Source organism: Comamonas testosteroni, from assembly GCF_000761245.1.
GTDB classification, from domain to species: domain Bacteria; phylum Pseudomonadota; class Gammaproteobacteria; order Burkholderiales; family Burkholderiaceae_C; genus Comamonas; species Comamonas testosteroni_C.
Map to the genome: position 1 here is coordinate 58,112 of NZ_AWOR01000001.1, position 19,891 is coordinate 78,002.

Annotated in this window: 14 protein-coding genes; 9 read left to right on the forward strand and 5 right to left on the reverse strand. The window is 64.7% G+C overall.

The window, feature by feature from the left end; translation table 11 throughout:
- Positions 1-121: 121 nt before the first annotated feature.
- The 3 genes from P353_RS00255 to P353_RS27440 all read left to right on the forward strand — a co-directional run bounded on the left by P353_RS00255 (position 122) and on the right by P353_RS27440 (position 6,413).
- Positions 122-1,360: an alpha-hydroxy acid oxidase gene (locus P353_RS00255; protein WP_034365335.1), complete on the forward strand. Its 1,239-nt coding sequence runs from the start codon at positions 122-124 to the stop codon at positions 1,358-1,360.
- Positions 1,361-1,695: 335 nt separating this feature from the next.
- Positions 1,696-5,802, forward strand: coding sequence for a Pls/PosA family non-ribosomal peptide synthetase (locus P353_RS00260; RefSeq protein WP_034364123.1), 4,107 nt, complete (start codon positions 1,696-1,698; stop codon positions 5,800-5,802).
- Positions 5,802-6,413 (forward strand): 4'-phosphopantetheinyl transferase family protein, encoded by a 612-nt coding sequence (locus P353_RS27440; RefSeq protein ID WP_052084605.1) that lies wholly within the window; start codon positions 5,802-5,804, stop codon positions 6,411-6,413. The genes P353_RS00260 and P353_RS27440 overlap by 1 nt, the downstream gene beginning before the upstream one ends.
- Before the next feature lie 75 nt (positions 6,414-6,488).
- On the opposite strand, the gene P353_RS00270 is transcribed toward P353_RS27440, so the two are convergent.
- From P353_RS00270 to P353_RS00290, 5 genes are all read right to left on the reverse strand, one after another.
- A complete protein-coding gene (locus P353_RS00270; RefSeq protein ID WP_034364125.1) occupies positions 6,489-7,775 on the reverse strand; it encodes a TRAP transporter large permease in 1,287 nt (428 codons plus the stop codon).
- Between the two features lie 153 nt (positions 7,776-7,928).
- A complete protein-coding gene (locus tag P353_RS00275) occupies positions 7,929-8,444 on the reverse strand; it encodes a TRAP transporter small permease (protein ID WP_034365341.1) in 516 nt (171 codons plus the stop codon).
- A gap of 201 nt (positions 8,445-8,645) precedes the next feature.
- On the reverse strand, positions 8,646-9,632 hold the full coding sequence (locus P353_RS00280) for a TRAP transporter substrate-binding protein (RefSeq protein ID WP_034364127.1): 987 nt from the start codon (positions 9,630-9,632) through the stop codon (positions 8,646-8,648).
- 251 nt (positions 9,633-9,883) lie between these two features.
- Positions 9,884-10,684: an HAD-IIB family hydrolase gene (locus P353_RS00285; RefSeq protein WP_034364129.1), complete on the reverse strand. Its 801-nt coding sequence runs from the start codon at positions 10,682-10,684 to the stop codon at positions 9,884-9,886.
- 151 nt (positions 10,685-10,835) lie between these two features.
- Positions 10,836-12,464: a peptide chain release factor 3 gene (locus P353_RS00290; protein ID WP_034364131.1), complete on the reverse strand. Its 1,629-nt coding sequence runs from the start codon at positions 12,462-12,464 to the stop codon at positions 10,836-10,838.
- A gap of 265 nt (positions 12,465-12,729) precedes the next feature.
- On the opposite strand from P353_RS00290, the gene P353_RS00295 reads away from it, so the two are divergent.
- The 6 genes from P353_RS00295 (at position 12,730) to P353_RS00320 (ending at position 19,878) form a co-directional block, all read left to right on the forward strand.
- The gene (locus tag P353_RS00295; RefSeq protein ID WP_034365344.1) at positions 12,730-14,004 is read left to right on the forward strand and encodes an MFS transporter; all 1,275 of its coding nucleotides are present in this window, start codon (positions 12,730-12,732) and stop codon (positions 14,002-14,004) included.
- Between the two features lie 108 nt (positions 14,005-14,112).
- Complete coding sequence (kdpF, locus tag P353_RS00300; RefSeq protein WP_003059029.1) at positions 14,113-14,208, forward strand: K(+)-transporting ATPase subunit F; 96 nt, start codon at positions 14,113-14,115, stop codon at positions 14,206-14,208.
- Positions 14,209-14,323: 115 nt separating this feature from the next.
- Positions 14,324-16,030 (forward strand): potassium-transporting ATPase subunit KdpA, encoded by a 1,707-nt coding sequence (kdpA, locus tag P353_RS00305; protein ID WP_034364132.1) that lies wholly within the window; start codon positions 14,324-14,326, stop codon positions 16,028-16,030.
- A gap of 64 nt (positions 16,031-16,094) precedes the next feature.
- Positions 16,095-16,808 (forward strand): K(+)-transporting ATPase subunit C, encoded by a 714-nt coding sequence (kdpC, locus tag P353_RS00310; protein WP_034364133.1) that lies wholly within the window; start codon positions 16,095-16,097, stop codon positions 16,806-16,808.
- A 3-nt stretch (positions 16,809-16,811) separates the two neighbouring features.
- Complete coding sequence (kdpB, locus tag P353_RS00315) at positions 16,812-18,902, forward strand: potassium-transporting ATPase subunit KdpB (protein ID WP_034364134.1); 2,091 nt, start codon at positions 16,812-16,814, stop codon at positions 18,900-18,902.
- 88 nt (positions 18,903-18,990) lie between these two features.
- Positions 18,991-19,878: a TorF family putative porin gene (locus P353_RS00320; RefSeq protein ID WP_034364135.1), complete on the forward strand. Its 888-nt coding sequence runs from the start codon at positions 18,991-18,993 to the stop codon at positions 19,876-19,878.
- The last annotated feature ends 13 nt before the right edge of the window (positions 19,879-19,891 follow it).

The following is a 19,891-nucleotide window of genomic DNA, read 5'->3' on the forward strand; positions in this document are numbered from 1 at the left end:
GGCCCCGGCGCCGTATCTCATGCGCTCTGACGGGAGTCGCGAAGCAGCTTTTTTCTGATTGCAGAAAACACGCTTGCGGCGATTGCCCGAAGCCGGTGCCAACCTTTCAGCGCTCACTTCCATGCAAACCCGATTCGATATCGAGAAATTCAATGCTCCTGCATCGTCAGCGCCATCCCGCGCAGATGAGCAGCCGGGCACGCCTCGCAGGCTGCGCGGCATTCTGTCGCTCGATGATTTCGAGACAGCCGCGCGCAGGCATCTGCCGGCGCCCATCTTTGCCTATGTGAGCGGTGGCTGCGAGACCGACAAATCCCTGCGCGGCAACCGCGAGATATTCGACAGCTATCGCTGGATGAGCAGCGTGCTGACCGATACCTCACGGCGTACGCTGGCAACGACGCTGATGGGGCAGACCTATGCAGCACCGTTCGGCATCGCCCCCATGGGCATCAGTGCGCTGTCCGCCTACCGGGGCGATCTGATCCAGACGCGGGCCGCTGCACAGGCCCGTATCCCGGCCATACTCAGCGGCACATCGCTGATCGCGATGGAAGAGGTGGCCAGGGCCAACCCCGAGGGCTGGTTCCAGGCCTATGTGCCCGGAGAGAAGGAGCGCATCCTCAGGCTGCTGGATCGTGTCGAGGCCGCAGGTTTCAAGACCCTGGTGGTCACGGTTGACACGCCGGTCTCGGGCAATCGCGAGAACAATATCCGCGCGGGTTTCTCGACACCGCTGCGGCCCAGCCTGCGTCTGGCCTGGGACGGCATCACCCATCCGCGCTGGCTGTTGGGCACGGCCCTGCGCACCCTGGTCTGTCATGGCATGCCGCATTTCGAGAACTCGCAGGCCACGCGCGGCGCGCCCATTCTCTCCTCCAGTGTCACGCGCGACTTCGGGGCACGCGACCACCTGAGCTGGGAACATCTGGAGCTGATCCGCCAGCGCTGGCAAGGCAATCTGGTCGTCAAGGGCATTTTGCGGCCCCGGGACGCGCTGTCCGCTCGCGATGCGGGAGCCGACGGCATCATTCTGTCCAACCATGGCGGCAGGCAGCTCGACGGCTCGATATCGCCGCTGGAGACGCTGCCAGAAGTGGTCGATGTCCTGGGCGCGGACTATGCGGTCATGATCGACAGCGGCTTTCGCCGTGGCAACGATGTGCTGCTGGCACTGGCACTGGGAGCCAAGTTCGTCTTTGTGGGCCGGCCCTTCAATTACGCAGGAGCCGTGGCGGGTGAAGCGGGAGTCCTGCACGCGGCCGGCATTCTGGCCTCGGAGATCCGGCGCAATATGGCCTTGATCGGTGTGCAGAGCCCGCACGGCATGCGGCGCGAGCACTTGCACTGCTGCAGCTGATCCCGCAGGGGGAAGGCCACGAATGGCTTGCTGCAGGCATATGCGCATGCGGCGGTCCGGTGGCTGGTGGCGGCACAAAGTGCAGCAGGCCCAGCACGATGACGCGTGTGCCCGGGAGCAGCTGCACCTTGACGCGAGATCGCCTCTCCAGCCATCGACCGCCTGGCAGGTCCGCCGCAGCGACTGCTCTCCATGAATGCAAATATGTGCAACGCCGGGAGCGGCAAGCCGGCTGTGCAACACTGAAAACGAGCACTCCGCTCAATAATGGCGGACAGAAAAGAGTGGTACCACCAGGTTCGGATGCATGGTTGCTCCGGGTAAGCCACTGATCTATGTCTGACACTGTTGTTTTACGTGGGCCCGAGCGGCCAGACCTGCTGCGCCACGAGGTGCTGGCCGATATCTTCGAAGCGACCGCCGCAGCCCACCCCGAACAGATCGCGCTGATGGAGGGGCAGGGCGAGCAGTTGCGTCAGTGCAGCTATGCGGAGCTGGACGCCGATGCCAGCCGCGCCGCGCACCGGCTGATCGAGGCCGGCATCCGTCCTGGCGACATGGTGGGCCTGTGGCTGCCGCGCGGCATGGAGCTGCTGACGCTGCAGCTGGCGATCGCCAAGACCGGCGCAGCCTGGCTGCCCTTCGATGCAGAAACGCCCACCGAACGCATCGCCACCTGCCTCGGCGATGCGAATGCCAAGGCGCTATTGATAGCGCAGCGGCAGACGCATCTGGTGAAAGCCCAAGCGGGTATTTCAGCGCAGGTCTTCAGCGACGCCGCACTGCTGGCGCCGCTGCCGCCGGGCACGGCGCTGCGCCGGAGAGATGGCGCCGAGCCCAGCGACCCGGCCTATGTGATCTATACCAGCGGCTCCACGGGCAAGCCCAAGGGTATCGCCATCACCCAGGGCAGCATCTGCCACTTTCTGCGCAGCGAGAATGCGCGGCTTGGCGTGCACCGGGGCGACAAGGTCTACCAGGGCTTCTCGGTGGCCTTCGACATGTCGTTCGAGGAGATCTGGATCAGCTACCTTGTGGGAGCGACGCTGTGGCTGGCGCCGCGCGAGATCGCCGGTGACCCCGAGGCCTTGCCGCGCGCGCTGATGGAGCAGCAGGTGACGGTGCTGCATGCCGTGCCAACGCTGCTGGCGCTGTTCGCGCAGGACGTGCCGAATCTGCGCCTCATCAATCTCGGCGGCGAGATGTGCCCCGAATCGCTGGTGGCGCGCTGGGCCAACCGGGAGGACGGTGGTCCGCGTCAGATGTTCAACACCTATGGGCCGACCGAGGCCACGGTGTCGGCCAGCCTGGCCGAGCTCCGGGCCGGTGCGCCCGTGACCATTGGCACGCCGCTGCCCAATTACGGACTGGTGGTGGTGCGGGTGATCGAGGCCGACAGCTTTGCGGCCGGCACTGCGCCCGCTCTGGTGGGCTTGCCGCAGGGCGAGGTCGGCGAGCTGTGCATCACGGGCCCCGGCGTGGCGGCCGGCTATCTGGGTCGCCCCGAGCTGACGGCCGAGAAATTCCTCGCCAATCCCTGGGCTCAGGGCCCGCACGATACGCGGCTGTACCGCACCGGGGATCTGGCGCGCATCGACGAGCATGGCCAGATCCACTGCCTGGGCCGGGCCGACGATCAGGTCAAGATCCGCGGTTTTCGCGTGGAGCTCGGCGAGATCGAGGCCATGCTGGCCCAGCAGCCGGGCGTGGGTACCACGGCGGTGCTGCTGCGTCAGGACGAGGGCATGGACCAGCTGATCGCCTTCTACGTGCCCACCGAGGTTGCCGCACCGCCCGCGCATTCCGCGCTGCGCGCCGCCCTGGCCGAGCGCCTGCCGCCCTATATGGTGCCCGCGCGCTTCGAGGCGCTGGCCGAGATGCCGCGCCTGACCTCGGGCAAGATAGACCGCAAGGCACTCAAGGTCCAGCAACTGTCCTCCGCGATGGATGCTTGCGGCTCCGACCTGCCCGAAACCCCGGCCGAGGAAGTGCTGTTCGCTGCCCTGGCCCAGCTTTTCCCGGGGCAGCCCATACGTCGCGGGCTGGATTTCTTCAGCGACCTGGGCGGACATTCCCTGTTCGCTGCGCGGCTGACCTCGCTGCTGCGCGCCGATGCGCGCTTTGCCCGGGCCACGGTGAGCACCATCTACCAGCAGCGCCACATAGGCCTGATCGCCGATGCGCTGCAGGCCGCCCAGCTGGGCGACGATGAGGCGGCAGCCGGCGTTGCGCAGAGGCCGTTTCGCATCCATTCCGCATGGCGGCGCTGGCGCTGCGGCGCGGCCCAGGCAGTGGCGATTCCGCTGCTGGTGCTGATCAAGATGGCACAGTGGCTGGCGCCGTTCTTCACCTATCACTTTTTCACGGGCGAGGAGAGCGACTCGGTCTGGTTTGCCGTGGCCATGTCGGTGCTGGCTTTCGCGATCGCCACCCTGGCCGAATTCGCGATCGCATGGGCCGGCAAATGGCTGGTTGCCGGGCGCCTCAAGCCCGGGCGCTACCCGCTGTGGGGATGGACCTATTTCCGCTGGTGGTTTGCCGACCGGCTGGTCGAGGCCGTGCCCATCGCGATGATCACCGGCTCCTCGCTGCACCCGCTGTGGCTGCGTGCGCTGGGCGCGAAAGTGGGCCTTGAGACCAATCTCGGCTCGATGACGGTGCGTGTGCCCGACCTGCTGGTCATAGGCGACGGCGTCAGTGTGGGCAATGCCGTGAGCCTGGAGAACGCGCGCGTGGAAGGCGGTGAGCTGGTGCTGGGCCGCATCGCCATCGGCAACGAGGTCTGCATAGGCTCATATGTGGTCGTGGAAGGCAATACCCGTCTCGAAGACTGGGCCCACCTCGAGGGTCAGTCGGCGCTGGCCGACGGCATGGTCCAGCCCGCGCGCAGCATCTGGGCCGGCTCGCCGGCGCGGGCCGTGGGCGAGTTCGACCCTGCCAGCCTGCCGCCGCGCCAGAGCGTCGGTCGGCTGCGCCAGGCCCTGGAGATGCTGGTCTTCCTGGCGGGGGGGCTGCTGGTGGCCACGCTGTTCTTCATGCCGGTGTTCCCGACCTTCATGCTGATCGACGTGCTCGACGTCGAGGCGATCTCGGTGCGGCCGCTGCTGGAGCAGGGCGTGGTCGATGCGGGTGGGGCCTTCGTGCTGCGCCTTCTCAAGTTCTTCGTGCTGGCCCTGCCATCCAGCCTGGTGCTGGTGGCCTGCACGGTGCTGGCGGCGGCGCTGGTGCGCTATCTGTTCCTGCCGCGTACGCGGGCGGGCACCTGGTCGGTGCACAGCGGGCGTTACCTGGGCAAATGGCTGGTCAACCAGATCCAGGAGGCGAGCCTGTCCACGCTGCACGGCATCTACGCCACGGTCTACTCCTCCACCTGGTACCGGCTGCTGGGTGCCAAGGTCGGCAAGCAGACCGAGCTGTCCACGGCGCTGGGCGTGGTGCCCGATATGCTGACGCTGGGTGACGAATGCTTTGTGGCCGATGCAGTGATGCTGGGCGACGAGCTCATCGACGGCGGCTGGATGACGGTCAAGCCCACGGTGGTGTCGCGCCGCAGCTTCATCGGCAACGGCGCCTATGTGCCCGATGGCTCGACCATCCCCGAGAATGTGCTCATAGGCGTGATGACGGCCGTGCCGCGCAATGCGGACATGAAAAGTGGCGACACCTGGCTGGGAGCACCCGCGATCAATTTGCCGGCGCGCGAGCTCGCACAGGGCTATCCCGAGCACCTGACGTTTGCGCCCTCTCCTTGGCGGCGACTCGCGCGCGGATTGGTGGAGGCCGTTCGCATTGCCGTTCCACATGCTCTGGTGATTGCCGTCGGCTATGCCATTGTGCTGGATGCGATGCCTCTGGCTTCTGAAGAGCGCTGGGGGGCCGTGGTGCTGGATCTGGCCATTTCGGGAGTGGTCTTCGGGATCGTGGCGTTCTTTCTGGTGGCGCTGTTCAAATGGCTGGCGATCAGGCGCTACGGCAAGACGGCGGTTCCCATGTGGACACCTTTTGTCTGGCTCTCCGAGGCCGCGACCAATATGTATGAGGGCATGGCCGTGCCCAATTTCCTGCGTTACCTGCGTGGCACGCCCTGGCTGCCACTGGCCATGAACCTGATGGGCAGCAAGATTGCGGCCAGCGTCTATCTGGATACCACCGACATCACCGAGCATGACTGCGTGACGATCGGCGCTCACAGCGAGCTCAACGCGCTGTGCTGCCCGCAGACTCATCTGTTCGAGGACCGGGTGATGAAGATAGACCATGTGTCCATAGGCAGCCGCGTGACCATGGGCGCGCGCTGCACTGTGCTCTACAGTGCCAGCGTAGGCGACGACGTACAGCTCGGGCCGCTGACCCTGGTGATGAAGGGCGAGACCCTGCCCGCGCGCACGCGCTGGGAGGGCGCGCCGGCCGCACCGGCCCGGCGCCACACCGGGATGGCCTGATGCAGATCCGGCCCTGCCTCTTTGCCGGCGAGCGGCAGGCCGGTGCGCCGCAGTTGCGGCTGGTGCAGGGTCTGGATGCCACAGACCGTGACGGGGCGCGCAGCCAGGCTCGGGCGGCGCTGCGCACCTGTCTGGCACCGGAGCTCGGCTGTACCGAGGCCGAGCTGGAGGTCAGCAACCTGCGCAACCAGGCACCGCAGCTGTTGCTGCGCGGCAAGCCGCTTGCTGCGCCGCACTGTTCCATCAGCCATGCGCCGGGACTGGCACTGCTGGCCTGGCATGGCCGGGCTGCGGTAGGGGTGGATATCCAGGCCGTGGACGCGACCGTGCAGCGCCGCGAGCTGGAGCATGTAGCGCGGCTGTTTCTGAGGCCGGAGACCGCTCAAAAGCTTCTGGATATTGCGCCGGATACTCTTTTCTTCGAAGCATTTGCGAGCGCCTGGACGCAGCACGAAGCCCGGCTTAAATGCGCTGGCCTGGGTCTGGCGGAATGGAGCAGCTCGCTGCAGGCGCGGCTGACGGGCATGGACTGCGCACCGCTGGAGCCTGCAGCTGGCTATGCGGGTGCCGTGGCCTGGTACGGCGCTGCCGGCAGCGGCGGCGTGCGCTGAACAGGCGGCATATCATGATTCCGATCGCCCAAAAAAAAGGCTGCCGGAGGCAGCCTTGGCAGGTGAGCGCAGTGCTTACTGGAAGCCCAGCGTATGCGGCAGCCAGGTGGACAGTGCCGGAATGAAGGTCAGCAGGCAAAGCACGACGAAGTGGGCCAGCAGGAACAGCGGCATCTCGCGCGTCAGCTCGGTGATGGACACGCGCGTTGACACGGCCGTCACGAACAGCAGGCCGCCGACCGGAGGCGTGATCATGCCCAGCGTGAGGTTGACGATCACCACCATGGCGAAGTGCGTGGGATCGATGCCCAGGCTGAAGGCGATGGGCGCGAGGATGGGCACCAGAATCATCACGCCGGGCAGCGGCTCCATGAAGATGCCGAAGACCAGCAGCAGAATGTTCACGGCAATCAGGAACATGACGGGCGAGAGTTCCCAGCTCACGATCAGCTCGGACAGATACTGCGGAATGCCTTCCACCGTGAGCACCCAGGCAAAGGCGGCCGAGGTCGCCATCACCAGCAGCACCGAGGCCGTGAGCATGGCCGAGCGCGCCAGGATGCCGGGCAGGGCCGACCACTTGAGCGTGCGGTAGACCCACTTGCCGCAGACCAGCGCATAGAACACGGCCACGACGGAGGCTTCCGTGGGCGTGAAGATGCCGAAGCGGATGCCGACCACGATGAGCACGATGAGCATCAGCGCGGGGATGGCCTTGAAGCTGGTGCTCCACATCTCACGGGCCGAGGGGCGCGGCTCGGTGCTGCGGTAGTTGCGCTTCTTGCAGACCCACCAGTTGACGGCCGCCATGGCCAGCGCAATCAGAATGCCGGGAATGAAGCCAGCCATGAACAGGCCGCCCACGGACACGTTCTCATCCTGCAGCGCATAGATGATCATGCTGACCGAAGGCGGAATGATGGGGCCGACGATGGCGGTGCTGGCCGTCAGCGCGGCCGCATAGGGGCGGCTGTAGCCGGCCTTGTCCATCATCTTGACCATCATGGAGCCGGGGCCGGCCGCATCGGCCAGGGCCGAGCCCGAGATGCCCGAGAACATGGTCAGCGACAGCACATTGGCATAGCCCAGGCCGCCGCGCAGATGGCCGACGAACTGGGCGGCAAAGCGCAGCAGCACGGCCGTGAGCGCACCGCCCGACATCAGCTCTGCGGCCAGGATGAAGAAGGGCACGGCCATCAGCGGAAAGCTGTCGATGCCCGTGAACATTTCCTTGAAGACGATCAGCTGTGGATAACGTCCGCCCACGAAGACCGCCAGGGCTGCCGAGATGGCCAGCGCAAACGCCACCGGAAAGCCCAGCGTGAGCAGGGCAACGATGGCAACAAATAAAGTGATACCCATGATGTTTCAGTCAATCAGAGATTCATGGCGCAGCGCATGAAACTGGCGCGCCCCAAGTGAGATACACCGAGGAAGGGCCGCCCCGCACCGAAGGTGTGTCTCCCTCCCGCGAAGCGAGAGAGGGGGAAGCAGCGAAGCTGCACAGGGGGTGTTTCATATAGACGCTGCGGCATCCGCATCCATTTCGTCGGACTCGGCGAAGCTGCCAGCGGTGATGTAGCCGCGTGCGATGAACAGCAGGTGGATCAGCATCAGCACAAAGCCCACGGGCATGGCGCCGTAGATATAGGAGATCGGGATGTCCGTGGCCGCCGTGGTCTGAAAGCGCGTGGCGTACACGTACTGCGACGAGGTCACGGTCATCACGGCAAAGAAGATCGCCAGAATGAGCACGACAAAGCCCCGCATGGCCTGTGCCTTGCGCGTGCTCACGCTGCGGTGCAGATTGTCGATGGCCACATGGCCGCCAAAGCGCAGCACCAGGCCTGCGCCCAGGAAGGTGACCCAGATCATCATGTGGCGGGCGACTTCTTCGGCCCAGACGATGGAGTCGCCCGTGGTGTAGCGCAGCACCACGTTGGCAAAGACGATGCAGGCCATGGCCAGCAGCAGCAAGATCAGCAGCCAGCGATTGCCGGCCACGAGAATGCGTTCGATACGATCAAGCATAGGAGTGGGGGTGAGCAGAGGCAGCGGCGAAACCTGCCGCAAGAGCCGGCTGCGTCACAAAGTTGAGAGCTGCTTCATCATCGGCAGGAATTGGCGCAAGTCCATTCGTGCTGACCGCAGCCGGGCAAGGACCTGCCGTGCCCAGGTGGGAGAAAAATGCATGGGCCCGCCTGCGCGGAGACAGGCCCATGTTGGCAGTGCTTACTTGACGGCGGTGATGGAGTCCAGCGTCTTCTGGCCGAACTTCTTGGCGTATTCCTTGTACGCGGGCTCCAGCGCGGTGCGGAAAGCGGTCTGGTCGACCTTTTCCACGACCTTCATGCCGTTGGCCTTGGCTTCTTCCACGCCTTTCTTCTCCACGTTGTCCACAAAGGCGCGCGAGGCCAGTGCCCCCTTCTTGGCGGCTTCGGTGAAGGCGGTCTTCTGGGCGGCGTTCAGCGATCCCCAGAACGAGGGCGACACGATCAGGGCCATGGGGGCGTAGACGTGGGAGGTCAGGGTCAGGTGCTTTTGCACCTGCCACAGCTTGGCGGATACCAGCACGGAGATGGGGTTCTCCTGGCCGTCAATCGTGCCCTGCTGCAGCGCACCGATGACTTCGGGCCAGGACATGGGAGTGGGCGAGGCACCCAGGGTGCGGAAGGCCGTGATGTGCACGGGGTTCTCGGTCACGCGGATCTTCAGGCCCTTGAGGTCGGGCACGCCATTGACGGCATGCTTGTTGTTGCTCAGATGGCGAAAGCCCTGCTCGCCCCAGGCCAGCGCGATCAGGCCGCGCTTTTGGAACTTGGCCAGCAGCTCCTGACCGAAGGCACCGTCCATCACGGCACGTGCGTGCTGGGTGTCGCGGAACAGGAAGGGGATGTCCACCACACCCACATCGGGCACGAAGTTGCTCAGGGCGCCGGTGGAGACGATGGCAGCTTCCACGGTGCCCAGCTGCAGGCCTTCGATCAGCTCGCGCTCGCCGCCCAGGGCGGAGGCGGGGAACTGCTTGAACTTGTAGGCACCGTTGGTGCCTTTTTCCACGCCTTCAGCCCAGGCGTTGGCAGCAGCGCCGTAGTGGGAGTTGACGGCCAGCGCATAGCCGATCTTGACTTCCTTGCCCTGGGCAAATGCAGTGCCTGCGGTCAGGGCGGCTGTTGCTGCCACGGCCGTGGCGACGAAGGTGCGGCGAATCATGCGCATGGTGTTGGTCTCTCAGAAATGTTTTGAAATGAATCAAAAATTGTAGTGAGTGCCAACCGTGGGTTTTTACGCATCCGGGGATCGTCTTGTACGGGTGGGTGCATCGTGCCTGGCGATGGGTGGGCCTCAAAAAAGGCCTCTGTGCCGGCAAGCACAGAGGCCTTTGAAAATGAGAGCTGCTTGCGCTTGTTCTCAAACGATTTCAGATTGTTTTGATATTGAAATCGTTAAACAGCCAGCGGTTGCAGCTACTATTTTTGCGGAGCCAGCAACTGATCGACAAGTTGCACAAAACCGTCGCCGCGCTCGGCCGTGGTCACATGGCGCGGCAGATGCCTGAGCTGGGGCACGAAGCGCGCAATATTGGCCACGCCCACGCTGTGGGGCATGTGCTCGAACATCTGCTGGTCGTTGGTCGAGTCGCCGATATACACCCAGCGCGCCAGCGTGGCGTCCAGATCGATGTCGAACAGCTCGCGAGCGATCCAGCGCGCGCCTTCGAGCTTGTTGTGCTCGCCGAACCAGCCGTTGATGTGAATGGAGCTGACGGTGGCATTCATGCCGGCCGCCTTCATGATGGCCACGCATTCATCGATCTGTGCCTGGGGCATGTTCGTGAATTCGCTGTGATCCACGGCGATATCGCATTCGCGGCCGGCCGAGTCCGTGGCGCGTTTGGCGCCGGGCACGGTGGCCTCGATCTGCTCGAGCACCTGCTGCATACGGGCAAAGTTGCGGGCGCGCTCATCGGCAGATTGCTGGTAGAGCTTGTCCAGGCCGCCCTCGGCATTGCGGCGCAGGGCCACGGCACCGTTTTCGGCCACGATGGCATCCACGGGCCAGGCCGATGCAAACGGCACGCTCCAGCCCACGGGGCGGCCGGTGATGGGCACCACTTTCAGACCCGCATCCTTGAGGCGCGCAATCGCGGCCACCACATGCTCGGGCACCACGCCGTCGGTGGTCAGCGTGTCGTCGATATCGGTCAGCACGCCCAGCAGCTTGGCAGGTGTCCGCAGTTCAGACAAAGGGCGCAGAAATTCTTGGCTCACAACAAACTCTCTCGATGTTGATCCTCGCCTGAAGCTAGCGCGGTCCAACTCAGAGACATCGAGCAAGAGCCGCCTCGCAGCGAGGATGTCGTCCCCCTCCGGCAAAGCCAGAGAGGGGGAAGGCGCGAAGCGCCTCAGGGGGTGATCACGCTCAATTCGCTGAGCCTAGTGCCAGGCCCGCATGCTCGCGCAGCGGGTGGAAGTGGATCTTGGGGAAACGCTCCTGCGCCAGGCGCACGTCATAGGGGCTGGTGCACAGATAGGCCAGGGTGTCGGCCGCATCATGCGCCAGGCGCATGGGGTAGGCGTTCTCGAACTCGCGCAGCTCGGCCGGCGAATCGGCCGTGATCCAGCGTGCCCCGGTGTACTGGCAGCCTTCCAGGCGGACGTCGCAGTCGTACTCGGTCTTGAGGCGGTGCTGCACCACTTCGAACTGCAGCTGACCCACGGCGCCCAGCAGCATGTTGCCGCCGACATCGGGCTTGAAGACCTGGATCGCGCCTTCCTCGCCCAGCTGCATCAGGCCTTGCTGCAGCTGCTTGGTGCGCAGCGGGTTCTTGAGCACCACGGTCATGAACATTTCGGGTGCGAAGAAGGGCAGGCCGGTGAACTGCAGATTGGGGCCGTCGGTGATGGAGTCGCCCAGCTGCACGCCGCCGTGAATCGTGAAGCCGATGATGTCGCCCGCATAGGCCTCGTCGACGGCCTCGCGGCGCTGTGACATGAAGGTCACCACGGACGTGGGGCGCAGCTCCTTGCCGGTGCGCTGCACCTTCATCTTCATGCCGGGGGTGTACTTGCCGGACGCCACGCGCACGAACGCAATGCGGTCGCGGTGGTTGCTGTCCATATTGGCCTGCACCTTGAACACCACGCCTGCGAAGGTCTTGTCTTCGGGGTGGATGGTGACTTCTTCGCGCTGGCGGTTCACTTCGGTGAAGGCAACGCGCGGGCCGGGCGGGGGCGACATGTCGACCACGGCGTCCAGCACTTCCATCACACCGAAGTTGTTCACACCGGAGCCGAAGAACACGGGGGTCAGCTTGCCTGCCAGGAAGGCCTCATGGTCCCATTCGGCCGAGGCGCCAACGGCCAGTTCCATGGATTCCAGGGCATCGTCGAAAGCCTTGCCAAAGCGCGCGCGCAGCTTGTCGCCTTCGCTCAGCGCAATGACTTCAAAGTCCTTGGGGCCGCGGTCGCTGCCGGGCGTGAAAACCGTCATGCTCTGCGTGCGCAGATTGATGATGCCGCCGAAGCTCTTGCCCTGGCCCACGGGCCAGGTGATGGGGCAGCAGGGCATGCCCAGCTCGCGCTCGACTTCGTCCATGATGTCCAGCGGGTCGCGCACTTCACGGTCGAACTTGTTGACGAAGGAGATGATGGGGGTGTTGCGCTGGCGGCAGACCTCGATCAGACGGCGGGTCTGCGATTCCACGCCATTGGCCGCGTCGATCACCATCAGCGCCGAGTCCACGGCCGTCAGCACGCGGTAGGTATCTTCCGAGAAGTCCTTGTGGCCGGGAGTGTCGAGCAGGTTGATCACATGGTCGCGGTAGCTCATCTGCATCACCGACGAGGCCACCGAGATGCCGCGCTGCTTCTCGATTTCCATCCAGTCGGAGGTGGCGTGGCGCGAGGCCTTGCGGCCCTTGACGGCGCCGGCAATCTGGATCGCGCCCGAGAACAGCAGCAGCTTTTCGGTCAGCGTGGTCTTACCCGCGTCCGGGTGGGAGATGATGGCGAACGTACGACGGCGCCGGGTTTCTGGGGCGTATGACACAGTATTGAGAGCTGTAAATACAGCCGGAGAACGCCGGCTGTGACAACAAAAGGTGCGGCGGTCCGTTTGCCGCACCAGGCCCGCACCCATGCAGGGCAGACCTGTGAATAAGTCTTGAGGGCGCTTATTTTAACGGCAGGGCCAATTCTTGGAGATGCTGCGGAAATGCGGGCCGGGCGACGTCATTGGCTAAGGCTTGCAGCTGTGGCTGGCGGCAGATGCGCAGCACAATAGGGGCCTAGTCTCCGGCCCTCATTTTTCCCTCATGAACAGCGCCCCGCAGGATGTGAACACCTCCTTACCCGCCCAGCCTCCCGCCTCTGCCGCCCCGGTATGGATCAAGCGCGGCACGCCCGAGTACTGGCGGGTCAGCGTGGCGCTGTTCCTGGCGGGGTTTGCCACCTTCTCCCTGCTGTACTGCGTGCAGCCGCTGCTGCCCGAGCTGGCCCACAGCTTTGCCGTCAGTCCGGCCCAGAGCGCGTTGGCGCTGTCGGTATCCACGGCCTGCCTGGCCGGCTCCATCGTGCTGGCAGGGGCCTTGTCCGAGGGGCTGGGGCGGCGCAAGCTGATGTTCATCTCCATGGCCCTGGCGGCGCTGTGCAATCTGCTGGCTTCGTTCATGCCGCAGTGGCATGCGCTGCTTGCTGCACGCGCGCTGGAAGGCTTGCTGCTGGGCGGCGTGCCCGCCGTGGCCATGGCCTATCTGTCCGAGGAGATCGATCCGCCGGGCCTGGGCTTTGCCATGGGCCTGTATGTGGGCGGCACGGCACTGGGCGGCATGCTGGGCCGGGTCGGCATGAGCGCCATGACCGAGTTCTGGGGCTGGCGCCACGCCATGGCTGCGCTTTCGGTGCTCGATCTGCTGGCCGCCCTGGGCTTTGTCTGGCTGCTGCCCAACTCGCGCAACTTCGTCAAGAAGAGCGGGCTGGGTGCCCGGTATCACCTGCAGGCCTGGGGCCGGCATCTGCGCTACCCGGGCCTGCCGCTGCTGTTCCTGATCGCCTTCGGCCTGATGGGCGTGTTTGTCAGCATCTACAACTATGCCGGCTTTTTGCTCAGCGCATCGCCCTATGGTCTGAGCCAGCTGCAGATCAGCCATATCTTCTATGCCTATCTGCTGGGTACGGCGGCGTCGCCGATTGCCGGGGGGCTGGCCGACAGGCTGGGCCGCGGGCCGGTGCTGGTCGCGGGCACTTTGCTGATGGCCGCCGGCGTGGCGCTGACCCTGTTGCCGCCCCTGGTCGCCATCGTGGCCGGCATGGTCCTGCTGACGGCCGGCTTCTTTGTTGCGCATTCGGTGGCCAGCGGCTGGGTGGGGCGGCTGGCCACGCAGTCCAAGGGGCACGCATCGTCGCTATACCTCTGGGGCTATTACATGGGCTCCAGCGTGCTGGGGGCCGGGGCGGGCTGGTTCTGGTCGCGCTGGAGCTGGACGGGCGTGGGCTCCGTGGCCTTGGCTGTGCTGGCGCTGGTCATCGTGCTGGCCCTGCGCGTGCAGTGGCTGGCCAAGGTCGCGGCCGCGAATCGGGCCGCTTCTTGATGCCATCTTGATATCGGCACGCCCAATCTCTACCCGTTCTTGACGGGCAAATTTCTACAGTTCCTCCATCGCAATCAAGCCGCGTGAACGGCTTGCGGGAGGAATGAAATGAGCATCACCTGGATCGAAGCCCTGGCCGCCCTGACGGCGCTGGGGCTGTTTGCCTATTTGGGCTATGCGCTGCTGCGCCCCGAGAAATTCTGAAGGGGCCGCCATGCAAGTGCTGCAAGACCTGATTTTTGTGAGCCTGACGGTGGTCTGCTTTGTCGGACTGCTGGGCTTTGCGCGCGCCCTGGCGCGTCTGTGAAAGGGGTACATCATGTGGTTACCCTGGATGGAATTTGCCGCCGTGCTGACGGCGGCGACCTTGCTGACGATTCCCATGGGCCAATGGCTGGCGCGCTGCTTTACCGGCGAGCACCATGGCTGGCTGGAGCGCCTGAGCTACCGGGCCATGGGCGTCAATCCGCAAGAGCGCATGGGCTGGCAGCGCTATGGCGCCGCTCTGGTACTGAGCAATGCGCTGATGATGCTGCTGGGCTACGGGCTGCTGCGCCTGCAGGGCGCACTGCCGCTGAATCCGCTGGAGATCGCGGCGCAGGCGCCCGACCTGGCCTTCAACACCGCAGCCTCCTTCATCACCAATACCAACTGGCAGGCCTACGCGGGTGAGAACAGCCTGAGCAATGCGACGCAGATGGTGGTCATCACCTTTCTGATGTTTGCCGGTGCCACCACCGGTGTCGCCGCGGGTGCCGGCTTTGTGCGCGGTCTGGCGCGCTCAAGCGCACAGGATATCGGCAACTTCTGGGTCGACTTCGTGCGCGTGTTCTGGCGCGTGCTGCTGCCGCTGTCCTTCATCATGGCCCTGATCTATGTCTGGCAGGGCATCCCGCAGACCCTGCACGCCGAAGCCGTGGCGACGACGCTCGAAGGAGGCCGGCAGCAGCTGCTGATGGGACCCGTGGCCAGCCTGGAGAGCATCAAGCATCTGGGCACGAATGGCGGCGGCTTCTTCGGCATGAATGCAGCCCATCCGTTCGAGAACCCGACGCCGCTGACCAATCTGCTGCACATCCTCTCGATGCTGCTGATCCCGGCCGGCATGACCTACGCCTTTGGCTCCATGCTGCTGCGCCGCAAGCAGGGCTGGGTGCTGTTCGCAGCCTGCATGGTGATGTTCGTCGGCTTTCTGAGCCTGGTGTTCGTGGCCGAGCAAAACGGCAGCCAGCTGCTGGCGCGCGCCGGAGCCGATCAGCAATACAGCCTGGCCCAGAGCGGCGGCAATATGGAGGGCAAGGAGCTGCGCTTCGGCATTGCCGATACGGCCTTGTTTGTGGCCACCACGACAGCGGCCACCACGGGATCGGTCAACGCCATGCACGATTCGCTGACCCCGCTGGGCTCCATCACGCCGCTGGCGCAGATGATGCTCAACTGCGTCTTCGGCGGTGACGGTGTGGGACTGATCAATCTGATTCAGTACGCCATCCTCACGGTGTTTCTGGCCGGCATGATGATTGGCCGCACGCCCGAATTCCTGGGCAAGAAGATCGAAGTGCGCGAGATCAAGCTGGTCATGCTCGCGGTGCTGGTGCCGCCGGCCTGCATTCTGGGATTCACGGCCCTGGCCGTGCTCTGGCCCGATGCCGCAGCCAGTCTCAACAACCGCGGCCCGCATGGTTTCTCGGAGATTCTCTACGCCTATGCCTCGGCCACGGCCAACAACGGCTCGGCCTTTGCAGGGCTGAATGCCAACACGCCGTTCTTCAACACCACCACGGGCCTGGCCATGCTGGCGGGGCGCTTTCTGACGCTTGTGCCCATGCTGGCCGTGGCTGGCAGCCTGGCGGCCAAGGCCACCGTGCCCGCAGGCCCGGGAACCTTCCCCACGGCCACGCCGCTGTTCATGGGTCTGCTGGTGTTTGTCGTGCTGGTGGTGGGTGGTTTGACCTTTCTGCCGGCGCTGGCCCTGGGGCCCGTGATCGAACACCTGCAAATGCTTGTGGCTCAGCTGTACGCCTAACGTTCCATCCAATTGATGCCAATGCTCTGCAGCCCATGCACGGCTGCAGAGCAGGGAGCAAATCATGAAAACATCGACTCAAACTCTTTGCGCTTCAGTGCTGCCAAGCCATGCACAAGCGCAGCCCGAGGCGCAATCCGCCTCCTGGTCACGTCTGCTGGGCACCAGCGTGCGCGCCGCCCTGCTGGTGATGGTGGTCTCCGGCATTGCCTATCCCTTGCTGACCACGGGTGTGGCGCAGGCACTGTTTGCCCATGCAGCCAATGGCAGCCTGATCGAGCGCCAGGGCCGGATCGTGGGCTCTGCACTGATCGGCCAGCAATTCACCGGACCGCACTACTTCCACGGCCGTCCCAGCGCCACAGTCGCTCCCGATCCGGGTCAGGAAGGGGCAAACATTGCTGCTCCCTACAACGCCGGCCTGTCTGGTGCCAGCAACCAAGGGGCAACGCACAAGGACTTGTCCGAAGCCGTGGCGCAGCGTGTCGCACAGTACCGCGCCGATAACGGTCTGGCCGCTGACCTGGCGGTGCCGGTGGATGCGGTCACTGCGTCGGCATCTGGCCTGGACCCGCATATCTCGATGGCCAATGCGCTGCTGCAACTGCCGCGTGTGGCGAAGGCGCGAGGGCTCTCGCCAGACCAGGTGCAGCCGTTGCTGGCGCAGAAAACAGAGCAGCGCACGCTGGGCTTGCTGGGCGAGCCGCGCGTGAATGTGCTGCAGCTCAATCTGGCGCTGGACGCCTTGCAGCCCGCCACCGGCGCAGTGAAGGAGTAAGCCATGAGCACAAAGAAAATGACGGCAGGCCGCAGCCTGCTCGATGCCAAGCTGGTGAAATCGGCTCTGTGGGATGCGGTGCGCAAACTCTCGCCGCGTACGCAGTGGGCCAACCCAGTGATGTTTGTGGTGTATCTGGGTGCGATCCTGAGCACTCTGTTGTGGTGGCAGAGCCTGATGGAGCCGGGCAGCGAGAACAGCGGCTTTGTTCTGGCGATTGCGCTGTGGCTGTGGTTCACCGTGCTGTTTGCCAACTTTGCCGAAGCATTGGCCGAGGGCCGCAGCCGCGCCCAGGCCGCCAGCTTGCGCGGCATGAAGCGCGATACCGTGGCCAAGCTGCTGCAGCAGCCGCATTTCGGCAGCTCATGGATTCCCATGCGCGCCAGCGAACTGCGCAAGGGCGTGGTCATCTTCGTGGAAGCCGGCGACACGATTGCGCTTGACGGCACGGTGATAGAAGGCGTTGCCTCGGTGGACGAAAGCGCGATCACCGGCGAATCCGCGCCCGTGATCCGCGAGGCCGGAGGCGACTTCTCGTCGGTGACCGGCGGCACACGCGTGCTGTCGGACTGGCTGGTGGTGGAAGTCACGGTCAACCCTGGCGAGTCGTTTCTGGATCGCATGATCTCCATGGTCGAGTCGGCCAAGCGCCAGAAGACTCCGAACGAGATGGCTCTGACGATTTTGCTCGTGGGGCTGACGCTGGTCTTTTTGCTGGTCATCGTCACGCTGTGGCCGTTCTCGGTCTTTGCGGTGACGCAGGCCGGAGCGGGCTCGGTGGTCGGCATCGCCGTGCTGATTGCGCTGCTGGTCTGCCTGATTCCGACCACGATTGGCGGCCTGCTGTCGGCCATTGGCGTGGCCGGCATGAGCCGCATGATGCAGGCCAATGTCATCGCCACTTCGGGCCGGGCCGTGGAGGCTGCCGGTGATGTGGACGTGCTGCTGCTGGACAAGACCGGCACCATCACCCTGGGCAACCGCCAGGCCAGCGAGTTTTTGCCGGCCCCCGCAGTGAGCGCCGCGCAGCTGGCCGAAGCCGCACAGCTGGCGTCTCTGGCAGATGAGACACCTGAAGGCCGCAGCGTGGTGGCTCTGGCCAGGGAGCGCCATGGCCTGCCCGATCGCAGCAGTGCGGATTTCCCGGGCGAGTTCGTCCCCTTTACCGCACAGACGCGTATGAGCGGGGTGGATCTGCAGAGCCCGCAAGGCTTGCGCAGCTTGCGCAAGGGAGCCGCCGATGCCGTGCGCCGGCATGTCGAGGCGCTGGGAGGCAGCTTCCCGGCTCAGGTGCAACTGTCCGTGGACAACGTCTCGCGCAAGGGCAGCACGCCCTTGGTGGTGGCCGATGGCGCCAAGGTGCTGGGCGTGATCGAGCTCAAGGACATCGTCAAGCCAGGCATGCGCGAGCGCTTTGCCGAACTGCGCCGCATGGGCATAAAGACGGTGATGGTGACGGGCGACAACCCGCTGACGGCAGCCGCCATTGCCGCCGAGGCCGGCGTCGATGATTACCTGGCCGAAGCCAGGCCCGAAGACAAGCTGCAGCTGATCCGCTCGCACCAGGCGGCGGGCCGTCTGGTGGCCATGACGGGGGACGGCACCAACGATGCGCCGGCCCTGGCCCAGGCCGATGTGGCCGTGGCCATGAACAGCGGCACCCAGGCCGCCAAGGAGGCCGGCAACATGGTGGATCTGGACTCCAACCCCACCAAGCTGATCGAGGTGGTGGAAACCGGCAAGCAGATGCTGATGACGCGCGGCGCGTTGACCACCTTCAGCATTGCCAATGATGTGGCCAAGTATTTCGCCATCATTCCTGCTGCCTTTGTGGGCACTTATCCGCAGCTGGCCTCGCTCAACGTGATGCAGCTGCACAGCGCCGATTCCGCCATCCTGAGTGCCGTGATCTTCAATGCACTGATCATCATCGCCCTGGTGCCGCTGGCCTTGCGTGGTGTGCAGTATCGCGCCGTGGGTGCGGCCCTGCTGCTGCGCCGAAACCTGCTGATCTATGGCCTGGGCGGGCTGATCGTGCCGTTTGTGGGCATCAAGCTCATCGACATGCTGCTGACCGTGCTGGGCCTCGTCTAAGTCCTATCCAGAGCCTTGCTCTCTCGTCTCTGTGGCTTGTCCGCGTTCCCAGCGGGCGCGGCAAGTCTGATCTGTTTGCTTCACCATCATGCGTCTCTCCCATCTCCAAAAACCATTTCACGCATCGCGTTCCTGGGTCATCAGCTCTGCGTTGCTGATGATTGCTTTGAGCTATGCAAATTCCTCTGCTGCCGAGGAAGCCAAAGCGCAATCTGCTTCTGAAAGCTCAGCCACTGTGCAGGCCGACAGCAAGTCTTCCTTGACCGGCTCGCTGAGCCTGATCAGTGACTACCGCTTTCGCGGCATCTCGCAGACCTGGCAAGGTGCGGCAGTGCAGGGCGCAGTGGAGCTGGCCTTGCCCAAGGGCTTTTATGTGGGCACGTCGCTGTCCAATGTCTCTACCAACAGCTACGGCCGCGGCCAGGGGCTGGAGCACGATATCTATGGTGGCTGGCGCGGCGAGATCGTGCCTGACTGGTTGCTGGATGCCGGGCTTTTGCAGTACCGCTACCCCGGCGCACGCCTGGGCGCAAGCGATGGCAGCAGCAAACGCTTTGACACCACCGAGCTCTATCTGGGGGCGACTCATGGTGGTCTGAGCCTCAAATGGTCTGTGGCACTGACGCCTTATTTCGGCCTGGGCCAGAGTACCGCCGACTCAGCGTTTGCCACTGCGCTGCAACCGGCAGGCAGCAGCCGCGGCAGCCAGTATCTGGATCTGAACTATCAGCATCCGCTGGGCGATCTCGCCACCTTGGGCCTGCATGGCGGCTATACCTGGGTGCGCAATTACAGCGATGTCTCCTATGCCGACTGGCGCATCTCGCTATCCAGGGCCTGGGGACCATGGACCGCATCGCTTGCGTACGCGGGTACCTCGGCCGATGCCAGGTACTACAGCGCCGTCAACAGTCGTGGCCAATGGCGTGATCTGGCACGCAGCGGCTGGCTGCTGGGCCTGAGTGCCGGGTTCTGAGCGGGCTTGAGTG

Excerpts from the sequence above, each read along its gene's own strand:
- P353_RS00255 (WP_034365335.1), top strand. The coding sequence starts at position 122 with ATGCAAACCCGATTCGATATCGAGAAATTCAATGCTCCTGCATCGTCA.
- P353_RS00260 (WP_034364123.1), top strand. The coding sequence starts at position 1,696 with ATGTCTGACACTGTTGTTTTACGTGGGCCCGAGCGGCCAGACCTGCTG.
- P353_RS27440 (WP_052084605.1), top strand. The coding sequence starts at position 5,802 with ATGCAGATCCGGCCCTGCCTCTTTGCCGGCGAGCGGCAGGCCGGTGCG.
- P353_RS00270 (WP_034364125.1), bottom strand. The coding sequence starts at position 7,775 with ATGGGTATCACTTTATTTGTTGCCATCGTTGCCCTGCTCACGCTGGGC.
- P353_RS00275 (WP_034365341.1), bottom strand. The coding sequence starts at position 8,444 with ATGCTTGATCGTATCGAACGCATTCTCGTGGCCGGCAATCGCTGGCTG.
- P353_RS00280 (WP_034364127.1), bottom strand. The coding sequence starts at position 9,632 with ATGCGCATGATTCGCCGCACCTTCGTCGCCACGGCCGTGGCAGCAACA.
- P353_RS00295 (WP_034365344.1), top strand. The coding sequence starts at position 12,730 with ATGAACAGCGCCCCGCAGGATGTGAACACCTCCTTACCCGCCCAGCCT.
- kdpF (WP_003059029.1), top strand. The coding sequence starts at position 14,113 with ATGAGCATCACCTGGATCGAAGCCCTGGCCGCCCTGACGGCGCTGGGG.
- kdpA (WP_034364132.1), top strand. The coding sequence starts at position 14,324 with ATGTGGTTACCCTGGATGGAATTTGCCGCCGTGCTGACGGCGGCGACC.
- kdpC (WP_034364133.1), top strand. The coding sequence starts at position 16,095 with ATGAAAACATCGACTCAAACTCTTTGCGCTTCAGTGCTGCCAAGCCAT.
- kdpB (WP_034364134.1), top strand. The coding sequence starts at position 16,812 with ATGAGCACAAAGAAAATGACGGCAGGCCGCAGCCTGCTCGATGCCAAG.
- P353_RS00320 (WP_034364135.1), top strand. The coding sequence starts at position 18,991 with ATGCGTCTCTCCCATCTCCAAAAACCATTTCACGCATCGCGTTCCTGG.